The 19,439-nt window shown below is 42.0% G+C and carries 21 protein-coding genes; 2 read left to right on the forward strand and 19 right to left on the reverse strand.

The window, feature by feature from the left end; translation table 11 throughout:
- Nucleotides 1-21 precede the first annotated feature (21 nt).
- The gene (locus tag JNO66_RS19165; protein WP_203090812.1) at nt 22-468 is read right to left on the reverse strand and encodes an Lrp/AsnC family transcriptional regulator; all 447 of its coding nucleotides are present in this window, start codon (nt 466-468) and stop codon (nt 22-24) included.
- Between the two features lie 161 nt (nt 469-629).
- On the opposite strand from JNO66_RS19165, the gene JNO66_RS19170 reads away from it, so the two are divergent.
- Nucleotides 630-1,259, forward strand: coding sequence for a YitT family protein (locus JNO66_RS19170; RefSeq protein WP_203090813.1), 630 nt, complete (start codon nt 630-632; stop codon nt 1,257-1,259).
- A gap of 20 nt (nt 1,260-1,279) precedes the next feature.
- Here JNO66_RS19170 and JNO66_RS19175 read toward each other — a convergent pair whose 3' ends face one another.
- From JNO66_RS19175 to JNO66_RS19200, 6 genes are read right to left on the reverse strand one after another with little or no spacing between them, the layout of a single operon-like run.
- Complete coding sequence (locus JNO66_RS19175; protein WP_203090814.1) at nt 1,280-1,816, reverse strand: phosphoglycerate mutase family protein; 537 nt, start codon at nt 1,814-1,816, stop codon at nt 1,280-1,282.
- A gap of 24 nt (nt 1,817-1,840) precedes the next feature.
- Entirely contained in the window at nt 1,841-2,272 is a 432-nt protein-coding gene (locus JNO66_RS19180; RefSeq protein ID WP_246483373.1) for an NUDIX hydrolase, read from the reverse strand.
- 18 nt (nt 2,273-2,290) lie between these two features.
- On the reverse strand, nt 2,291-2,929 hold the full coding sequence (locus JNO66_RS19185) for an HAD family hydrolase (RefSeq protein WP_246483374.1): 639 nt from the start codon (nt 2,927-2,929) through the stop codon (nt 2,291-2,293).
- Nucleotides 2,929-3,189, reverse strand: a complete 261-nt coding sequence (locus JNO66_RS19190) for an RNA-binding S4 domain-containing protein (protein WP_203090817.1) — start codon at nt 3,187-3,189, stop codon at nt 2,929-2,931. Before JNO66_RS19190 ends, JNO66_RS19185 begins: the two co-directional genes overlap by 1 nt.
- Before the next feature lie 16 nt (nt 3,190-3,205).
- On the reverse strand, nt 3,206-4,660 hold the full coding sequence (gene yabN / locus JNO66_RS19195; RefSeq protein ID WP_203090818.1) for a bifunctional methyltransferase/pyrophosphohydrolase YabN: 1,455 nt from the start codon (nt 4,658-4,660) through the stop codon (nt 3,206-3,208).
- Nucleotides 4,661-4,668: 8 nt separating this feature from the next.
- Nucleotides 4,669-6,270, reverse strand: coding sequence for a putative polysaccharide biosynthesis protein (locus JNO66_RS19200; RefSeq protein ID WP_203090819.1), 1,602 nt, complete (start codon nt 6,268-6,270; stop codon nt 4,669-4,671).
- A gap of 167 nt (nt 6,271-6,437) precedes the next feature.
- On the opposite strand from JNO66_RS19200, the gene JNO66_RS19205 reads away from it, so the two are divergent.
- Nucleotides 6,438-7,505, forward strand: a complete 1,068-nt coding sequence (locus JNO66_RS19205; RefSeq protein WP_203090820.1) for an undecaprenyldiphospho-muramoylpentapeptide beta-N-acetylglucosaminyltransferase — start codon at nt 6,438-6,440, stop codon at nt 7,503-7,505.
- A 52-nt stretch (nt 7,506-7,557) separates the two neighbouring features.
- Here the strand turns inward: JNO66_RS19205 and spoVT are convergent, their stop codons facing one another.
- The 12 genes from spoVT to JNO66_RS19265 form a co-directional block, all read right to left on the reverse strand.
- Nucleotides 7,558-8,094: a stage V sporulation protein T gene (gene spoVT, locus JNO66_RS19210; protein WP_203090821.1), complete on the reverse strand. Its 537-nt coding sequence runs from the start codon at nt 8,092-8,094 to the stop codon at nt 7,558-7,560.
- A gap of 154 nt (nt 8,095-8,248) precedes the next feature.
- Complete coding sequence (mfd, locus tag JNO66_RS19215; protein WP_203090822.1) at nt 8,249-11,794, reverse strand: transcription-repair coupling factor; 3,546 nt, start codon at nt 11,792-11,794, stop codon at nt 8,249-8,251.
- Nucleotides 11,795-11,963: 169 nt separating this feature from the next.
- The gene (locus tag JNO66_RS19220; RefSeq protein WP_203090823.1) at nt 11,964-12,191 is read right to left on the reverse strand and encodes an anti-sigma-F factor Fin; all 228 of its coding nucleotides are present in this window, start codon (nt 12,189-12,191) and stop codon (nt 11,964-11,966) included.
- A 70-nt stretch (nt 12,192-12,261) separates the two neighbouring features.
- A complete protein-coding gene (gene pth / locus JNO66_RS19225; RefSeq protein WP_203090824.1) occupies nt 12,262-12,819 on the reverse strand; it encodes an aminoacyl-tRNA hydrolase in 558 nt (185 codons plus the stop codon).
- Between the two features lie 75 nt (nt 12,820-12,894).
- Nucleotides 12,895-13,545, reverse strand: coding sequence for a 50S ribosomal protein L25/general stress protein Ctc (locus JNO66_RS19230; protein WP_203090825.1), 651 nt, complete (start codon nt 13,543-13,545; stop codon nt 12,895-12,897).
- A gap of 103 nt (nt 13,546-13,648) precedes the next feature.
- Nucleotides 13,649-14,599 carry a ribose-phosphate diphosphokinase gene (locus JNO66_RS19235; protein ID WP_203090826.1) on the reverse strand — a complete coding sequence of 317 codons (951 nt, stop codon included), beginning with the start codon at nt 14,597-14,599 and terminating at the stop codon, nt 13,649-13,651.
- A 29-nt stretch (nt 14,600-14,628) separates the two neighbouring features.
- On the reverse strand, nt 14,629-15,990 hold the full coding sequence (gene glmU / locus JNO66_RS19240) for a bifunctional UDP-N-acetylglucosamine diphosphorylase/glucosamine-1-phosphate N-acetyltransferase GlmU (protein WP_203090827.1): 1,362 nt from the start codon (nt 15,988-15,990) through the stop codon (nt 14,629-14,631).
- Between the two features lie 168 nt (nt 15,991-16,158).
- Nucleotides 16,159-16,452, reverse strand: coding sequence for a septation regulator SpoVG (gene spoVG, locus JNO66_RS19245; protein ID WP_203090828.1), 294 nt, complete (start codon nt 16,450-16,452; stop codon nt 16,159-16,161).
- Between the two features lie 247 nt (nt 16,453-16,699).
- On the reverse strand, nt 16,700-17,074 hold the full coding sequence (locus tag JNO66_RS19250) for a RidA family protein (RefSeq protein WP_203090829.1): 375 nt from the start codon (nt 17,072-17,074) through the stop codon (nt 16,700-16,702).
- 13 nt (nt 17,075-17,087) lie between these two features.
- On the reverse strand, nt 17,088-17,930 hold the full coding sequence (gene purR / locus JNO66_RS19255; protein ID WP_203090830.1) for a pur operon repressor: 843 nt from the start codon (nt 17,928-17,930) through the stop codon (nt 17,088-17,090).
- Nucleotides 17,931-17,959: 29 nt separating this feature from the next.
- A complete protein-coding gene (gene ispE / locus JNO66_RS19260; RefSeq protein ID WP_203090831.1) occupies nt 17,960-18,853 on the reverse strand; it encodes a 4-(cytidine 5'-diphospho)-2-C-methyl-D-erythritol kinase in 894 nt (297 codons plus the stop codon).
- Nucleotides 18,854-19,240: 387 nt separating this feature from the next.
- A complete protein-coding gene (locus JNO66_RS19265) occupies nt 19,241-19,426 on the reverse strand; it encodes a small, acid-soluble spore protein, alpha/beta type (protein ID WP_203090832.1) in 186 nt (61 codons plus the stop codon).
- Nucleotides 19,427-19,439 lie beyond the last annotated feature (13 nt).

Genomic DNA, 19,439 nt, shown 5'->3' on the forward strand with positions numbered 1-19,439 from the left:
TAATCTATTCGCCACGCACAGTTACTTCTCCTTTTGCGCAGGAGAGATGATACGAAACGGGACTGGAGAATTAAGGACAGTGGACGTGTTGATCGTTCCATAAGGAATGAGCCTGTCTATTAGCATGGTCATTGCTTGCATATCTGCGACAGCCGCCTTTAAAAAATAACTGACTTCTCCTGTCACCCGGTGACACTCAATAATGGCTTCATCCTTTTGAATCATCGCTTCAAACTCTTGAATGGAAACCTTTAATCCAGCGACCTGAATGATCAGCATCATTTCTTTACCAATAGCCGGGAGTGAGATTCGTGCCGTATAGGCCTCGATAACCCCTTTTTCCCTCAATCGCGTTAACCGCTCTGCTGTACTTGGACGACTTAAGGATAGAAGCTTAGATAGTTCACTAACTGTTATCCTTGAATCTTCCTGAATCGCAGCAATAATTTTGCGATCTAACTGGTCCATTCTAGCTCCTCCTTCACTTTTACTCAATTATAAAATAAAAGACTTCATAAAGGCGGTTTTTTGTTAGATATTCCTTCAAAGTATTATGCGCACTTTTTGTTTCTTTCGATACGCTAGTAGAAGGAACATTGTCGTGAATATGTATGAAAGGAACGGTGTGTATGAAGCGCTGGTTACTTATTTTTGTTGGTTGTTTTTTAGCTTCATTAGGAGTGATTGTGCTCACTCATTCAGATCTAGTTACAGGCGGTACTGCAGGACTTTCCTTAAGTATTGCATACCTTACAGGCTTACCATTTGCCATTTTATTTTTTCTCATTAACATCCCATTCTATCTTTTTTCAATCAGTCGGATGGGGCTGTCCTTCACAGTCACAACGATTCTATCTGTCTCAATCTTAACGCTGATGACAAGCGTGAACACTTTTTTACCTGACTTCTCTATCCCTTATTGGTTTGGGGCATTAGTTGGTGGAGTAGTCATTGGATTAGGTCTCAGCCTTTTGTTTCGTCACCAGGCCTCGCTTGGAGGTTCTAACATTCTCGCTCTCTTTTTACAGAAACGCTTTGGCTTTGATCCCGGTAAGACAAACTTTCTCTTTGATTGTGTGGTAGTTGCTTCAAGTTTATATGCGATTGGATGGGTAAAAGGTTTTTTCTCTGTTTTATCTATCGCTGTTACGTCAAAGGTCATTAGTTATTATAAACAAGGGTATGTGGCTAAGAAATCAGAGCAACCTGTTCAGAGGACGATTGAGCTTTCATCAAAAAAACTGTCAACAGATCTCTAGTACGAGATCCTGTTGACAGTTTATTTTTCAAATAAATATAGCTTTCCATTTGACGGAATTTTAAAGTACGGACCTTTATATCCTCGTTTTTTTAAGTTCTTCCTCATAATGTCCATGACTCCACCATGACTAACAATTAAGCAATCCTTCCCTTCTTTCTCAGCCTGATCAAGGATTTCATCAAGTCGACTGCGCGTCTCCCATTTACTCTCCGGTTGAGAAGAATGCTTAAACAGCCATGCGAGTCGAATCATAATGAGATGAAGAAATAGAGGTAGGCGAAAGGATGGACGAAAAGGTGGAACGAGATCGATTTCACGTAGCTTTTCCGTTTCTTTAATCTTCCCCTGATAAATTGTCGCAGCGGTTGTTCTTGCTCGTGGTAGAGTACTAGAATAACAGCTTTTCCAAGTCACAGATCCTAGATCAACAGGAATCTCCTCTACGTCTGATTCGTCATATTCACTTACCCACTTTGTTAAATCTGCACTCGTGATCCACAGTTGCTTTGGATACCCTCGAGTTACTTTAAAGTGTCTGACTAACCCTATTTTCATGAGGAGACCTCACCTCCCATCTAGTTATCCCCAGCCATCACTGTCATACCACATGGACGATTGGTCTTTGTTTATTGCATGCAGAACATATGGAATTGTATGATCCGGTAAATCGTTGAGTGGAAACCATTCGAGAGCCGAGCACTTGTCGGGCTCAGCATTAAAAGGTGTTCCAGACCAGTTCTTAATTTCCACAAAGAAGTCGACCCAATTTAATGTTTCAGATAACCGGTGCAGTACACCGCATACTTTGATATCATCCCGGTTAACCGTCACTCCGATCTCTTCTTTTGCTTCTCGTTGAACCGATGTAAGCATGTCCTCATCCGGATCAATCTTACCTGCCACAACACTCCAATTCCCGTCTTCAAAGCCTGTGTTCTTTCGTTTGAGTAGTAATATTTGGTCATTTTGATAAAAAAGCAAGTGCACAGACCCATACAAATGAGGCTTCATTACCATCCCTCTTTCAGATTAAAGCTGATCTACATCAATCTCTTCAATTGCTTGAACAACCGTATCAGTCATTGATAAATCCTGATCTCCTGCATCAGGTGCAGCATACCCAATACATGTCATTCCGGCGGCTTTAGCAGAACGCGCTCCGTTATGAGAATCCTCCAAAACCACACAATCCTTTGGATCAACACCAAGAACGGATGCAGTCTCAAGGTAAATATCCGGGGCTGGTTTGCCCTGATCTACTTCCTCTCCACTAATTACGGACGTAAAGTCGTCTTCGATGTTAAATTTTTGAAGGACCGCCTCAATGTATGCACGCGGAGAAGAGGAAGCAACCGCCATTGGAATGTTGCGCTCTGACAGTTTCTTCATTAATTCTGGTATTCCTTTAATCGGTGTAAGATCAGATTCCTTTAAGCGTTTTAGCTTTTCTGTGTGCGCATGATCATGAATATCACGAACTTCACCTGTTAGGCCGTGCTTTTCCTTCACGCGCTCCCACATGTCGAGACTCACCATACCTGTGTATTCCGCAAGATCTTCTTCTGTAATTGTCGCTCCGTACCGTTTCGCTGTGGCAATTTCGACCTCGACGTGATGAGGCTCACTATCAATAATGACTCCATCCATATCAAAAATAAATGCCTTCATCATCCGTTCACCGGCTCTTCCTTGACGATGGTATACATGTTATCGGCATCGTCCTTGCGACTCGTTTCACGAACCTCGTTAATCTTCACGGTTACAAGCTTTTGACCAAAACGAACAACAAGCTCGTCCCCGGCTTTTACATCGGAACCAGCCTTTGCTTGATTCCCGTTAATCGAAATTCTCCCTTGGTCGCATACTTCCTTAGCAAGCGTTCTGCGTTTGATTAATCTTGATACTTTAAGAAATTTATCTAGTCTCATTATTGGTTCTCCCTTTTTAATCGTATTTTTTACTTTCCTGCCAAATGGCTTCAAGTTCGTCGAGACTAAGCTCGGGCATTTGTTTACCTTGTTCTTTTACCCGTTCTTCAATGTATTCAAAGCGCTTTTTGAACTTCGTATTTGTTTGGGCAATGGCCTGTTCTGCATCTAGCTTGTAAAAGCGCGCAACATTAGCAATCGTAAAAAGAACGTCTCCAAGCTCTGCTTCCATCTTTTGTTTATCAGCGCCTGCGAGTTCATCCTTCCATTCCGTTAATTCTTCATCGAGCTTATCCCAAATAGGTTCGACATTACCCCAGTCAAAGCCTACCTTGGCTGCCTTTTTCTGCAGGGCAATCGCCTTCATCAGTCCAGGCAGTGCAGTGGGAATATCAGTTAACAAGCCCGTCTCGGCGTCACCTTTTTCTGCCTTCTTGATGGCGTCCCAGTTGGTCAGTACGTCCTCTGCCGTATGAGCTGTACCCTCACCAAAAACATGAGGGTGACGACGAATCATCTTATTCGTTACAGCAGCGACTACATCCTGTATGGAAAACCAGCCTGCATCCTCTCCAATTTGAGCGTGCAACATTACCTGCAGAAGGACATCACCTAGCTCTTCAACTAAATGTTCATCATCCTGTTGATCAATCGCATCGAGTACTTCATAAGCTTCCTCAATCAAATATGGCTTTAAGCTTTCATGCGTTTGCTTTTTATCCCATGGACAGCCGTCTGGTCCACGAAGGGTTGCAATCACCTGTCTGAGTGTCGCAAATTCCTCTCTTAACAACGACTCATCCCTAACAGGCGGCACATACACAGCAGTCAGGTTATTAAGCGTTGTAACTCGGTCGAGATCGTGAAGCGGCACACGCAACAAGCTTTCATTCTTAGAGCCCACTGCTGTCGCAACTACCACTTCATATTCATCCGGTAAACGCTCCATCAACGTCAGCTTCACATCTGAAGCAATCATTGCATCATATACCTGCACAATGATCAGATGCTGTGTAAGCTGAAACTCATCCCTTTTAAAATGAGTTCCATCAAGGATTTGACTTCCTTCAATCGGGTCAATTTTAAGAGCGGTATACATGGAATCAAGGAAGCTTGTCCCTCCAAGAAACTGAAGCTCTACTCCCTCTGTCTCAGCGTGTTTTACTAAGAGTTGAATGGTTCGCTCAGCCACAAAAGGATGACCTGGAACTGCATACGTGATGTCTTCTTTCCTGGCTTCTTGTAATAAGGTTTCTGTGATCTCTTCGTACACAGCTTCGAATTGATCGTGCTTTTCATAGATTTCATCAAAAGATGTCCATGCTACATTCTCTTCGGCAAGTTCAGATAGTACCGGGTGGTCGTTTGTCCGGACAAACAAGTTACGTGCTACCTTTAGATGTCGATAGAGACCCATTGGCATTTGATCTAAATCACCTGCACCAAGTCCCACAATGTGTATCTTTGCCATCTATTCATTCATTCCTTCCTACGTATAAAAAATCCTCTAATTTTCTTTATTTTTGGGATCTGGTCCCACTCTGATGCTGTAAAAACCGGCAAGATGAGCATACATACAAGTACAACCAGCCCGCCTATCCCACTCAGCATTAAGGCCAATCCTGCATCATGCATACGACTCTGCCCTATACCTATTTCTGTCCAACGTGCCATGAATCCATAACAAACGCATGTTACAACTGCGAGTGCGGTGAGAGTGGTTGCTAATGCCATATAAGGAGTGACATGCAAGATCACTTTGCCCGCTGCACGCTTGATTGCAATCATCCCGAGGCCAGCCATCGTTGTAAAGGCAATGGTTGTAGCAATGGCAGCTCCCGTCGCTCCATATGAGGGAATCAGTGCAATGTTAGCCAGCGTCTTTAATACAAGCCCTATACCCAAAATGACGACTGGTACTCGAATTCGGCCATGCCCCTGCAGGACGGCCGCTGCGGTTAGATAAACGGCGGCCGGAGCAATGGATAAAACCAACAGTCTTAGAAAGCCAGCTCCTTCTATGTCTGTAAAGAGCATATGGTTTAAAGGCTCCATAATAATCACCAGACCAATGGTTGCTGCACCGCCAATTAAAAAGGCAAGTCGTAAAGACATGTCCTGATATTGCAAGACAGCCAGTTTCACGCCTCGGGCCCTTGCTTCTGACATTGCGGGTACAAGAGCTAATGCAAGGGTTGTGGCAAGTATGGTCCCAAGTTGGATGAGTGGTTGTCCTCGGTCATAAATCCCTTTTAATTCATATGATTCCCCCTCAGATAATCCAAATGATTGAAGCAAATGAATCATAGAGAACACATCGACAAATTGAAAAAGGATCAGGATGAGCGCATTGATACAAATGAACACGCTTTGCCCTAAAAGCAAGCTTACTTGAGATGTCATCTGCTTAAACGAAACGTGCCGTAATTCGTTTATACCTAGTGCGATTCCTCGCTTATGTAAGAACATGAATAATAAAATGACACCTGTTAAGCTACCAAAAAGAGAGCCATAGATCGCTCCTGTTCCTAATTGGTAGGCATTAGCACTTGCATTCATTAGTAGATATGTAATAAGTAAGATTGCTGTGACTCTGCCAAGCTGCTCCCCCACATTTGAAATGGCGGTAGGTAACATATCATGTTGCCCTTGAGTTGCACCTCTTGCTACACTTAGGAACGGGACAAATAGAAAGGAAAGTCCTGTTACCCGTAACACACCTGTTAGTGCAGGATCTCCCATTAAAATGGCTAGCCACGGTGCGAGAACCAACATTCCAACACACGTCACCAAAGAAAAGAAAAGCAAACCAACAAAATAAAAACCTGTTGTCGCCTGTTGCTTTTTAGGAATTTCGGCAAGCTGTCTAGAAAGAACAAGCGGAAACCCATATAATGAGATGATGGTCATGAATCCGTAGAATGGATACACCTGCTGGTACACGTAAAACCCTAAATCACCAGCCATGTTTTGAAAGGGAATCCGATACCCCGCGCTAATGATTTTTGTTATAATCGCAGCGATTGATAGTAATACAGCGCCTCCAAGGAAAGACGTCTTTTGATTGCCTTTTCTGTTCAAACGTCTTCCTCCTTACAATTGGTACCTGTCTCTATCATACTCAATTTATCTGAAAATCGCCATTCATGCTTGAAGCGGTTGAGCTAGACACAAAATTCAAGTAAAGTGAACGAGTAATCATCTGAAAGTACGCCCCTCTTAAATGTGGCATAAGGAGAAATTTAAACATGAAAAAAATTGTCTTTACCGGTGGAGGATCTGCCGGACATGTGACACCAAATATCGCCATTATGGATTCACTTGATCCAAGCGAGTGGGACATTTCCTATATTGGTTCGCATTCTGGTATTGAAAAAGAACTAATCGCACGTACAAATATTCCATACGATTCGATCTCAAGCGGTAAACTACGTCGTTACATTGATTTAAAAAACGCGACAGATGCGTTTCGAGTACTAAAAGGAATACTAGACGCTCGTAAAGTACTAAAGAAACGTAAGCCTGATCTTGTCTTCTCAAAGGGAGGATTCGTTACAGTCCCTGTTGTGATTGCAGCATCTAGCTTAAAGATTCCTGTTTTTCTTCACGAAAGTGATCTTACACCTGGGCTTGCTAATAAGATCGCTCAACGCTTTACCACACGAATCTTCACATCATTTGAAGAAGCAGCCGCTCATTTTCCTGCTGATAAAACGACAGCCATCGGCTCACCTATTCGTCGTGAGTTACTTGAAGGTAATCCTAAGCTCGGCCTCGACTTTCTTGGGTTTCGCCCAGGCAAGCCCGTCTTAACGATCATGGGTGGAAGCTTAGGTGCAAAAGCTGTAAATGAAGCGGTCCGTGCAGCACTGCCAGAACTCTTAACTGAGTTTCAGATTGTTCATTTATGTGGAAAAGGCCACTTAGATCCTGCGTTAGATGATCAGCCTGGTTATAAGCAATTTGAATACGTACATGATGAGCTTTCTAATCTTCTTTCAGCAACAAGCTATGTGATTACACGTGGTGGCTCCAATGCGATCTTTGAATTTTTAGCACTAAAGAAGCCGATGCTAATCATTCCACTCTCACGGTCTCAAAGTCGCGGTGATCAAATTTTAAATGCCAAATCATTTGAGAAAAAAGGGTACAGTCTTACTCTTGAAGAGGAAAACTTAACAAAAGAATCGTTGCTTGACCACCTGACAAGGTTAAAAGAGAACGAAACAGACTTTATTCAAAAGATGGATGAGTCACATGAAACCGATGCGATTCAAACCATCCTATCAGAAATGAATTCATACGCATCCTCTTAACAAAAAGAACCGCTATCTACTATTCGTTATGTAGGTAACGGTTCTTTTTATTCTATTCCATTTGTCTAGCTAAGAAGCTTGCTGCGGTTTCCGCCATTTTTTGCTCAAGCGTTCCATTCAGCGTTTGTTCTTTATTAAAAATAACGACCGTCCCAATGGGATCACCATTCGCAATGATTGGAGCAATGACATATCCTTTATAATCATCATGGTGCTCACTGACAAGATTATATTCTCCTGGGTTGGCTTCAACCTTCGTTTTACGTTGGGTCATTGCAGACTCTACAACCTCGCCAACCGCTTTATTGGCGAATTCCTTTTTTGATGCACCTGAAACAGCGATAAACGTATCGCGATCGGAAATTAAAATATGGTGGTTCAAGCTTCCATAAAGAGCTTCAGCATATTCCTTTGCGAAATCGCCAAGCTCAGAGATCGGTGAATATTTCTTAAGAATAACTTCTCCATCACGATCCACAAAAATCTCAAGAGGATCCCCTTCACGGATTCGGAGTGTTCTTCTGATCTCTTTAGGAATAACAACTCTACCCAAGTCATCAATACGTCTTACAATTCCAGTTGCTTTCATGCTGTGTTTCCTCGCTTTCGCTGATGTAATCCCTGGACACTTTTGGCTGCTTCTATAAGTTCGGGTTATAGGTAGTATTTGTCTTGAAATAAGAACTATTCCCCAATTCTTGAATTTGTTTCAGTGTCTTGGATGGATCAACCAGTGAAAGTGATTAGGAAGCAGGTGTTTTTGACTTTTTCTTCTTCTTTGAACGCGGTATGGCGTGAACTGCTTTCTCCAATAAATCTAGCAGCTGTTCATTAGTAAGCTTCCTGGTTTTGATGACAACTTTAATTCGTTTGCCTTCTGTACCAAGGGATACCTCACGTCCAAGCGTATTCACCACATCAAACAATTTACTACCATCCATTTGCTCTGATGTTTCTTCCGTGAGCAGGATGGTCAATTGATCCTTGTTCTCTGTAATCTTTTCAATTCGCTCTGCATCACCGATTAATTTTATCGCGGTTAAACGAATTAAATCACTTACTTCTGTTGGATATTCACCGAAGCGGTCAAACATCTCATCTTTTAAGTCCTGAAGCTCCTTGAGCTGTTCAATCCCTTTAAATCGTTTATACATTTCGATCTTTTGTTTAGCATCCGTAATATAAGATTCAGGAATATACGCGTCTACCTTTATGTCCATTTCCATCTGGAATGGCGGCTCTTTAGGTGTTTCACCTTTTCGTTCTTCAATGGCTTGCTTTAGCATTTGAGAGTAAAGGTCAAATCCAACTGACTCAATAAAGCCATGCTGCTGGGCCCCAAGTAGATTCCCGGCTCCACGAATCGTTAAATCCCTCATGGCAATCTTAAAGCCAGAACCAAGCTCAGTAAACTCCTTAATCGCCTGCAGACGTTTTTCAGCCACTTCCGTTAACACCTTGTCACGCTGGTACGTAAAATACGCATATGCGACACGGTTCGAACGTCCCACTCGTCCGCGAATTTGATAAAGCTGGGAGAGTCCCATCTTATCCGCATTATAGATGAACAGTGTATTTACATTTGGAATGTCTACCCCTGTTTCAATAATTGTTGTGGTTACGAGTACGTCACTATTACCCTCAAGGAAATCGAGCATGATGGACTCAAGCTCACGTTCATTCATTTGACCATGGGCAAAGCTAACCTTTGCATCTGGAACAAGCATTGATATCCGTTCTGACATCCGCTCAATGTCTTCAACTCGGTTATACAAGAAATAAACCTGTCCTCCGCGGGCCATCTCCCGTTCAATTGCTTCCCTAACAAGCGATTCATTAAACTCAACCACATATGTTTGCACAGGAAATCGGTTCTCAGGTGGCGTTTCAATCACAGAAAGGTCGCGCACACCTAGCATCGACATATGTAATGTACGTGGAATCGGTGTAGCCGTTAGTGTCAGTACATCAATATTCGCTTTTAGATGCTTGATCTTTTCTTTATGTGTTACACCAAATCGTTGTTCTTCATCAACGATCAGTAAAGCAAGATCCTTGAAGACCACATCTTTAGATAAAAGACGATGTGTACCAACTACAAGATCAATGGATCCTGCTTTTACTCCTTTTAACGTTTCTGTTTGCTCTTTACGCGAGCGGAAACGACTTAACACACCGATGTTAATTGGAAAATCAGAGAAACGCTCAACAATGGTTTCATAGTGCTGTTGAGCAAGGATTGTTGTTGGGACAAGAATTGCCACCTGCTTCCCATCCATAATGGCTTTGAAGGCAGCTCGAATCGCCACTTCTGTTTTCCCGTAACCAACATCTCCACATAAAAGACGATCCATCGGACGGATGCGCTCCATGTCTTTTTTAATCTCTTCCACTGCACGCAGCTGATCCTCTGTTTCAGAGTATTGAAAGGACGTTTCAAATTCACGTTGCTCATGGCCATCCTGACTAAAAGCATGTCCTTTGCTTGCTTCTCGTTCTGCGTATAGCTTAATTAAGTCATCTGCGATATCTTCAACAGAGGATTGTACTTTTCGTTTAACCTTTTTCCAATCGCTTCCGCCTAATGCGTATATCTTAGGGTCCTTCTCTTCAGACCCAACGTATTTCTGAACCTGATCAATTTGATCCACCGGTACATAAAGCTTATCATCGGCTGCATATCGAAGGTGCAGATAGTCCTTATGAAGGCCATTAATCTCGAGTGTTTCAATACCTAGATACTTTCCGATTCCGTGATTCGTGTGAACAACGAGATCGCCTACTTTTAGCTCAGAGTAGCTTTTTATGCGTTCTGCATTCGAAAGCTTCTGATTACGTTTAGGACGCTTCGTTTGCTTAGCAAAAACCTCTTCCTCAGTCAAAACGACCAGCTTTTGAGAAGGCAACTCAAATCCAGAGTGCAGCTGACCTTGGATAATGTGAATCTTTCCAGCGGTCAATTCTGTATCACGGTCCACCACATGAACGTCGATACCCTCTTCTTCCAGATTTAACGATAGACGATCGGCGCGATCCTTTGTTCCTGCGATAAATAGAACCGCATTGCCCGCTTTCTGCCAGCGTTTAACCTCAGACTCAAGAAGCTGCATTTGCCCATGAAAATTCTGCATGGACTTACATGAAATACTCACCACATTTTGAGGTGAGGTTGATGGAACATGCTTTAAGAACAAAGATAGATAAACCACTGGGAAAGGAGATTTTTGAATCGATGGTAGCACATCAATCGACATTTGCACGTCATGTACTAAGTCTCCATTTTCAATCAATGAAAGACTCCAATTCGCCTCTTCCTTTTGTAGGCTATCTGCCATTTCCTTCACTCTGGTTAATTCATCTACGATACACATCGTGCCCTCAGGCATATAATCAAGCAGCGATTCTGCCTCATCAAAATACAAGGACATATACTTGTACATACCTTCGAAGCTAGTCCGTTGTTTAAGTTTATCAATGTCAGCTGTGATTTTTTCGTCAAGCTGAGCTCGTGTTGTTTTTGCCGAGACTTTCTTTAATGTACTCGCAAGCTTCTCCTCTAAACGGCTGGCCGCCTGCGAAAAATGTTGATCAGATAAGATAATCTCCGTTGCAGGTCCAACCTTAAGATTCTCTACATTTTCGATCGATCGCTGAGTATCTAATGAGAAGGTTCGGATGGAGTCGATGTCTGTGTCAAATAACTCAATTCGAACAGGATTCGCCTCTGTTAGCGGATACAAATCAATAATTCCACCACGAACACTCATCTCGCCTGGTGCAGACACCATATCCACTCTACGGTAGCCCATTTTTATAAGCTTCGTTAGCATTTGATCAATCGAACCAATGTCTGATCCTATGTCGAAGGAATAAAAGCTATCCTGCCAAACCGATTTAGGTGTGAGCATTCTGCGTACTCCAGCTAACGGAGCAATCACCACGCCAGAAAAGCCTTCAGCCAGTTTGTTCAACAGGTCAAGGCGCTGCGCTTTCATTTCGGGACTTGCTACGGCAATTTCAGCAGAAATTAGTTCATTCACTGGGTACAAATAGACCTGCTCTTCTCCCAAAAGGTCTACTAGGTCTTCATGAATCTTTTGAGCTTGAAATAAGTTATGTGTAATTACCAGTTGACTTCTTTTTGTTTGCCGATACAAAGAAGCCATGGCTAAGGTTCTCGATGAACCACTCAAACCAGAGATAAGCTGCTCACTCATTGAAGCTTCTAAGCTCTCGAGAACCGTCTTAAGCTCCTGACTATGACTAAAATATGATTGCAATCCTAACATTCTGGATCCCCCTGTTTCGTAAAAAAACCTTAGATAATCGGTCGTACACACTTCTATTTATTTATTGCTACTCATGTTGCCCCAAACTTATGACAACAGACAGGTAGTTTGAATAGAAAAACGCTTTGGCATAACAAGCCAAAGCTTCATGTATATAAATCAACTTACATTACTGTATAAATGAATCTAATTCGTAGAGCGCTGGATTACGCGTAAGTGCCTCATGACAGTGCTCACATATTGCTCTCACATGTATATCACCGTTATCATCATATGTCAATACTTCCTCACGATGACTCTGATCCAACGTATCAATTCCTAAATGAGACGTCTCAACAGTCTGTGACAGGGATCCCATATCTGCTTCACAGTGTTTGCATGTATAATGTATAGCCAACTCGTCCACCTCTTTTGCGCTTATTCTACGTTGTAGTATAAGCAGAGGGATGACTTGCTATACAAATTGCTTAGTTAAAGGCGTTCATTACTTCAAGAAATGGTTTATCAAACCATGCTTCGAGAGCCTTCGAGGATTGAACAATCGAATCTTGGATGGCTTCTTTTTCTTCCGGGCGATATCTCCCAAGTACATAGTGAACAACCTGTGTTCCTGGTTCCGGGCGATCAATTCCTACTCGAATTCGGTTAAATTCATTTGTACCTAAGTGAGAAATAAGAGATTTGATTCCATTATGACCACCAGCGCTGCCTTTTTGACGCAACCGAATTTTTCCTGCAGGTAAATCAAGATCATCATACACCACAACTAAATCTTCAAGTGGTATCTGGAAATACTTCATTAAAGGTGCGACGGACTCTCCTGATAAGTTCATATAGGTAAGAGGTTTTAAGAAAAGGATCTTTTCTCCTTTATGAATGTATGTACCATAAACCCCTTTAAACTTAGATTGATCAAAAGAAAACCCTAAGTCCTGTGCCGAATGATCAAGAATATCGAATCCTATATTGTGTCGTGTTCCTGCGTACTTAGCCCCTGGATTACCAAGTCCTACTACTAGCTTCATGCCAACCTACACCCACCAATCATACTCCCGAAAAAGGTATAACCGCAACGGCTATACCTTTAAGGGAGATAAAAATTATTCGACTCGACCGTCTTTATTTTCATCCTTACGTTCTTCTGTTGCTTCCACTTGATCTGGAGAAACATCCTCTTCTGGTTCTTCGTCTGGATCTGGTTCAATCGTTGGTGGCTGAACAGTCACAATGGCTTCTTCATCTTCACTTGTTACTTCAACTGAAAGCGAACCTTTCACATCAGCAACCGTTAATCCATCGCCAATTCCTAGTTCAGATACGTCCACAACAACCTCTTCAGGAATATCTCCCGGAAGACATCTTACACTAATTTCATGCTTCACTTGTGCAAGAACGCCGCCTTCCTTCACTCCCGCAGCTTCACCTTCAACACGAACAGGAATCTCAACATCTATTTCAGACTTCATGTCTACTTCAAAGAAGTCAATGTGAACAAATGAATCCTTTAGTGGATCTGTTTGAACTTCCTGCACCATCACTTGATGCTTCTTCCCATCACTTACTTCTAGAGAGAAAAGACCATTACGGCCAACTTCACGCATTGTTTTTAGGAAATCTACGCTTTCTACTGAAACTGGTGTAGATTCTGTTTTGTTTCCGTATAATACGCCAGGTACATATCCTGCATTACGGACTTTTCTAGTGCCTGATCCTCTCATATCTGTACGTTTTTCTGCTTTTAAAACTGTCATCTTTATCACCTCTGATTAGATTAACACTCTATTGTATGTGTTCCCCTAATCAGTAGGTTTCAAACCGACTTCACAAAAAAATGATCAATTTTTAGGTGATGGATCAATCAAATAATGTACTAACAGAAGAGTTTTCGTGTACACGAATGATTGCTTCTGCAAGTAATGGAGCTACAGATAATGACGTAATTTTTTCAATTTGCTGCTCTTCTTTTAAAGCAATTGTGTTTGTCACAACTAGCTCTTTAATTTTTGAATTGCGGATACGCTCAATTGCCGGTCCAGATAGAACTGGGTGTGTACAGCATGCGTATACTTCCTTCGCACCATATTCAACAAGCGCATTTGCTGCTAGTGTGATCGTTCCTGCTGTATCGATAATATCATCAATAATGATACACGTTTTGCCTTCAATGTTTCCGACAATGTTCATAACCTCAGATACGTTCGGTTTTGGTCGTCTTTTATCAATGATTGCAATTGGCGCTTTTAAGCGATCCGCCATTTTTCTAGCACGAACCACTCCACCATGGTCTGGAGATACAACGACAATATCATCAAGCTGCTTGTCACTGAAGTAATCAGACAAGATTGGTACACCCATTAGCTGATCAACCGGGATATCAAAGAAACCTTGAATTTGAGTTGCGTGTAGATCTACCGTTAACACACGAGTCGCACCCGCTGTTTCAAGTAAGTTAGCAACTAATTTCGCTGTAATCGGTTCACGCGCACGTGCTTTGCGGTCTTGACGTCCATACCCGTAATAAGGAAGAACAATATTGATTGTTTTTGCAGACGCTCGTTTAAGAGCATCAATCATAATCAATAGCTCCATAATATGTTCGTTTGCAGGAGCAGACGTTGATTGAATTAGGTAAATATCGCATCCACGAATACTTTCTTCAATATTAATTTGAACTTCTCCATCGCTAAAACGCATAACGGAATTCTTACCGAGTGTAACACCGATATTTTCTGTAATTTCCTGGGCAAGATCTTTGTTTGAATTAAGTGTAAACACCTTTAAGCTTGGATCGCCATACTTAGCCATTTTGTTGTACCCTCCACACTTTTGTTGAATCAATTTGATTTCTTATAGTTTTCTTTATTAACCTGTCTTGCTCTTGCAATCGATAATGCCTGGTGTGGAACATCTTCTGTAATTGTTGAACCAGCTGCCACAAGTGCATTTTCACCAATGTGTACTGGTGCAACAAGATTTGAGTTACTGCCTATGAATGCACCATCGGCAATGGTTGTTTTATATTTGTTTTCTCCATCATAGTTAACTGTTATTGTACCACAGCCAAGATTCACGTTCTGACCCACTTCGGCGTCCCCTACATAACTTAGGTGAGCAGCCTTGGAGCCTTTCGCAAGGGAGGATTTCTTCACTTCAACAAAGTTTCCGATTCTCACATCTTCACCAAGCGCAGATCCTGGTCTAATATGAGCGAATGGTCCAATGGTGACACGAGATTCTACCTTACTGTCGTGAATAACAGATTGTTTGACTTCAACAAAGTCAGCGATCACACTATTTCGAATTTCACTGTTTGCCCCAATGACACATTCAGAACCAATAACGCTTGTTCCTTGAATAGAAGCACCTGGATAAATCACCGTATCTTGACCAATTGTAGCCTCAGAAGAAATATATGTTTGTGCCGGATCAATCATTGTCACGCCAGCTCTCATCCAGCGTTCATTAATACGTTTCTTCATAATGGATTCCGCTTCTGACAAAGCGACACGATCATTTACTCCAAACGTTTCCGAGAAAGTAGGAGATTGATATGCTGCAATCACTTCTCCTTGCTTTTGTAAAATTTCAATCACATCAGGTAAGTAATACTCCCCTTGTGCGTTCTCGTTCCCAACCTGCTTTAGCGCTTGGAACAGGAGCTCATTATCAAAGCAATAGGTGCTCGTATTAATTTCACGTACCTTTTGTTCTTCAGCCGTTGCATCCTTATGCTCAACCACACGCTCAACGAGTCCATTTGCACCACGAATGACCCTGCCGTAACCTGTTGGATCCTCAGCAAGGGCTGTAAGTACAGTAATCTTAGCCTGTTTCGCTTGATGCTCCGCGATTAATGCATCAATGGTTTCACCTGTAAGTAAAGGTGTGTCCCCAGCTAGTACTACCGTAATTCCTTTTTTGTCTTTTAATAGTTCATCTGCTTGCAGAACTGCATGGCCTGTTCCCAGTTGCTCCGCTTGCAAAACATAATGAAACTCTTCCCCAAGCTGTGCTTTTACTGCTTCTGCACCATGGCCCACTACAATCACCGTTTCATCGAACCCTACTTGATTAAGCGCATCTGATACATGCTGAACCATAGGTTTCCCACAAACTGGGTGAAGTACTTTATAAAGCTTTGATTTCATTCGAGTACCTTGACCCGCTGCTAAAATCACCGCATAACGATTCGTCATAGCTTCCTCCCCATCTTCTATATCCCTTACGAATATATCCTAAAAATCAGGTCTTTTCAAGGAAAGATCGACCTATTTCAACAGGGATATATTGTTACTACCCTAGTTCTTTACGGATTTTCAACAAAAAGAGCTACTGCAAAAAATGCAGTAGCTCACAATCCTGAATTAAGAGGCGCCTGCCTCTTCATAAGAGACTTCCTCTGCTGCTCCAACTCGTTCAAATTCCTTCAGGACGGCATCCTGAATTTTGTCACGTGTTTTTGAAGAAATTGGATGAGCAATGTCTCTAAATTCCCCTTCTGGCGTTCGTTTACTAGGCATAGCTACAAACAAACCGTTGTTCCCATCAATCACTCGAATATCGTGTACAACAAATTCAAAATCCATTGTTATTGAAGCAATCGCTCGCATACGTCCGTCCGTCTGTACGCGTCGTAGTCTGACATCTGTGATTTCCATGTAGCCATCCCTCCGATATATACTTTCTTACTACCCATTCATTTCGCTGTAAGAATGCGTTTTCCTGCATTAAAAATGAAAAAATTAAAAAAATACGTTTAAAATATCCAATTTTTCCACGAAATTAGTCGAATGATATGTAGTTTGGTTGAGGAAGGTTCATTTTAGGATGATAGAGAGTGTTTTTTCAATCAGAGAGGATTAAAAAAGCCAGAGCGAACACTCTTGTTCACTCTGGCCTGACAAACTATTTTACTAATGCAATGACTTCGATCTCTACAAGTACATCCTTTGGCAAGCGCGCCACTTCTACGCAAGAGCGAGCAGGCTTGTGGGTATCAAAATATGAACTGTATACTTCATTAATAAGAGGGAACTCATCCATGTTTTTAATGAACACTGTTGCTTTCACAACAGAATCTAAGGATGAACCTGCTTCAGCAAGAACTGCCTTCAGGTTGGCGAACACTTGGTGTGTTTGCTCCTGAACATCGCCTTCTAATAACTCGCCATTTGGCTTTAGAGGAATTTGTCCTGAGCTGTAAAATAAATTGTTTACGATCACTCCTTGGGAGTAAGGGCCAATCGCTTCTGGAGCAAGACTAGTGTAAACGGTTTTCATTTTATTCTCCTCCTTATAATTCTGTTTGCTTGTCTATTTTGTCTAGGACGTTACCTGGTTCAATCGTAATCGTGCGATCTCGCAAGTTCATTTCATTTAGACGAGTAATGGAAATATAATCGTCGATGAGTCGTTCTTCAACACCTACCGTTTCGGTCAAAACACCAACCGCAACAAGGTCTGCCTCAAATTCCTTTAGTAGATCAACCATTCCTTTAAGTGTACCGCCCGCTTTCATGAAATCATCAATTACAAAGACTCTAGCACCTGGCTCGAGACTGCGTCTAGCCAGTGTCATCGTTTGAACACGCTTTGATGAGCCTGAGACATAGTTGATACTAACCATAGAGCCTTCCATAACGCGAAGATCACGGCGAACAATCCGTACTGGTACATCTAAATAATGGCCAACTGCATACGCAAGCGGAATGCCTTTTGTAGCAACCGTTAATACCGCATCAATTTGCTTATCTGACAGAACGGATGCAAACAACCGGCCGACTTCATGCATAAGTCTCGGATTTCCTAGTAAATCCATCATATATAGGTAGCCGCCAGGAAGAATCCGTTCTGGATCAGATAATTCTTCTATTAATTTGTCTACGAGCTCCATCGTGTCTTGCTTATTCATTTTAGGAATGAATGTTACGCCACCACTAGCCCCCGGAATCGTGAGTAAAGAACCATACCCTTCTTCTTCAAAGATTTCCTTAACAATCACCAAGTCTTCACTTATTGAAGATTTTGCCGAATGATAACGCTCTGAGAAGTGAGAAAGAGAAATGACCTCATGAGGGTGCTGTAGTAAGTAGTATGTCATATCTACAAGGCGACCACTTCGTTTAAGTTTTTTCATAATACCTCCGCCAAAAACCGAATAATTGTTTATAACATATCATCTTTGTACGGTTTTAAGCAAGTATTACTGGAACGAATTAATCGAACAGCATGGACGTCGTCACAGAATCCTCTTAATCCATTATAAATTCGATTTAATCGAGATTCCTTAGCAACTAAACCAAAAACAGTCGGCCCACTTCCACTCATCAAGACGCCATCTGCACCAAACTTTTGCATTTGCTTCTTAATATTATCTACCTCTGGATAGAGGTCTAATGTAACCGATTCAAGAACGTTGTGTAATAAACTGCAGATTTCATCAAAATCCTGTTCCTCAATGGCCGCTTCCATTGCTCTTGTATCCGGATGTTCTATGGCATCTAGCTTTAAGCCTCGATAAATGTCTGCCGTAGATACGCCTGTAGGAGGCTTGGCCAAAATGACCCAAAAAGGAGGGGGCGAATCAATGTGTCGAATGATTTCTCCTCTACCCGTAGCAATGGCTGTCCCCCCGTATACACAAAAAGGAACGTCTGACCCGATTTCTCCACCAAGCTTCGCTAATTCATCCAGGGAGAGACCCAGTCCCCAAAGTTCATTTAAACCACGCAGTGTGGCAGCCGCATCACTACTTCCCCCAGCAAGTCCTGCTGCAACAGGAATTCGCTTAGTAATGTAGATATGCGCACCTTTGTTCACCTTATACCGCTTTTGAAGCAAATCTCCAGCCTGCCATGCCAAGTTTCGGTGGTCGCTTGGAACAAAGCCTTCTGAAACCTCAACAGTAATTCGCCTATCCGTCGTTTCTGTTAAATCAATCCGATCGGCTAAATCAACTGTTGTCATGATCATTTCTACTTCATGATAACCATCTGCTCGTTTTCCTAATACATCAAGAGAGAGGTTGATTTTTGCCGGTGCTTTTACTGAACATTTCACGTCTTCACCTTCTATAGATATGCTTACGCTATTTTATCACTAGTTCCTTGAACATACCACCATCATTCCATTTTGCTTTTTTCTGCAAAACAAAAAACCTCAACGAAAGTAGAGGTTTTTATGTAACGTGACATATGTTATAGGTTACGTAATAAGTCTAAACGATTACTTAGAGCTATCACTAGTGTTCACTTGGCCTTCTTGTTTAGCTTCCTCGAGCATTTCATTAATGGACTCAATGTATTCCTTTAAACTCATTGACCTAACCTCCTAATCTAGTAATTGTTTGTTAGATTCATTATTCCCCGTCTCTCTTTTGTTTAAACATCTGCAAGAAAAAACAGTCCCGCGTATCGCGAGACTGTTCTGAATCGTTGTCGTCTTTTGTTACTTAGAGTTATGCTCATTAGCCAATTGATTTTCTGCAATTTCAATGGCTCGTTTCACCATATTTCCTGCATCAATGGCACGGATGCCGCCCCAGCCATCTTTTTCAACTGTTTCGTAAAAACCAAGCTCTTTTGCCAGTTCTACTTTCAATCGTTCAGACATGACGCCGCGTCTTCTACTCATCCGGAACATCTCC

Origin of the sequence: Alkalicoccobacillus gibsonii (genome assembly GCF_016798245.1) — a bacterium.
Classification (GTDB): Bacteria; Bacillota; Bacilli; order Bacillales; family Bacillaceae_D; genus Alkalicoccobacillus; species Alkalicoccobacillus gibsonii.

Excerpts from the sequence above, each read along its gene's own strand:
- JNO66_RS19165 (WP_203090812.1), bottom strand. The coding sequence starts at position 468 with ATGGACCAGTTAGATCGCAAAATTATTGCTGCGATTCAGGAAGATTCA.
- JNO66_RS19170 (WP_203090813.1), top strand. The coding sequence starts at position 630 with ATGAAGCGCTGGTTACTTATTTTTGTTGGTTGTTTTTTAGCTTCATTA.
- JNO66_RS19175 (WP_203090814.1), bottom strand. The coding sequence starts at position 1,816 with ATGAAAATAGGGTTAGTCAGACACTTTAAAGTAACTCGAGGGTATCCA.
- JNO66_RS19180 (WP_246483373.1), bottom strand. The coding sequence starts at position 2,272 with ATGAAGCCTCATTTGTATGGGTCTGTGCACTTGCTTTTTTATCAAAAT.
- JNO66_RS19185 (WP_246483374.1), bottom strand. The coding sequence starts at position 2,929 with ATGAAGGCATTTATTTTTGATATGGATGGAGTCATTATTGATAGTGAG.
- JNO66_RS19190 (WP_203090817.1), bottom strand. The coding sequence starts at position 3,189 with ATGAGACTAGATAAATTTCTTAAAGTATCAAGATTAATCAAACGCAGA.
- yabN (WP_203090818.1), bottom strand. The coding sequence starts at position 4,660 with ATGGCAAAGATACACATTGTGGGACTTGGTGCAGGTGATTTAGATCAA.
- JNO66_RS19205 (WP_203090820.1), top strand. The coding sequence starts at position 6,438 with ATGAAAAAAATTGTCTTTACCGGTGGAGGATCTGCCGGACATGTGACA.
- spoVT (WP_203090821.1), bottom strand. The coding sequence starts at position 8,094 with ATGAAAGCAACTGGAATTGTAAGACGTATTGATGACTTGGGTAGAGTT.
- mfd (WP_203090822.1), bottom strand. The coding sequence starts at position 11,794 with ATGTTAGGATTGCAATCATATTTTAGTCATAGTCAGGAGCTTAAGACG.
- pth (WP_203090824.1), bottom strand. The coding sequence starts at position 12,819 with ATGAAGCTAGTAGTAGGACTTGGTAATCCAGGGGCTAAGTACGCAGGA.
- JNO66_RS19230 (WP_203090825.1), bottom strand. The coding sequence starts at position 13,545 with ATGACAGTTTTAAAAGCAGAAAAACGTACAGATATGAGAGGATCAGGC.
- JNO66_RS19235 (WP_203090826.1), bottom strand. The coding sequence starts at position 14,599 with ATGGCTAAGTATGGCGATCCAAGCTTAAAGGTGTTTACACTTAATTCA.
- glmU (WP_203090827.1), bottom strand. The coding sequence starts at position 15,990 with ATGACGAATCGTTATGCGGTGATTTTAGCAGCGGGTCAAGGTACTCGA.
- spoVG (WP_203090828.1), bottom strand. The coding sequence starts at position 16,452 with ATGGAAATCACAGATGTCAGACTACGACGCGTACAGACGGACGGACGT.
- JNO66_RS19250 (WP_203090829.1), bottom strand. The coding sequence starts at position 17,074 with ATGAAAACCGTTTACACTAGTCTTGCTCCAGAAGCGATTGGCCCTTAC.
- purR (WP_203090830.1), bottom strand. The coding sequence starts at position 17,930 with ATGAAAAAACTTAAACGAAGTGGTCGCCTTGTAGATATGACATACTAC.
- JNO66_RS19265 (WP_203090832.1), bottom strand. The coding sequence starts at position 19,426 with ATGAGTAGAAGACGCGGCGTCATGTCTGAACGATTGAAAGTAGAACTG.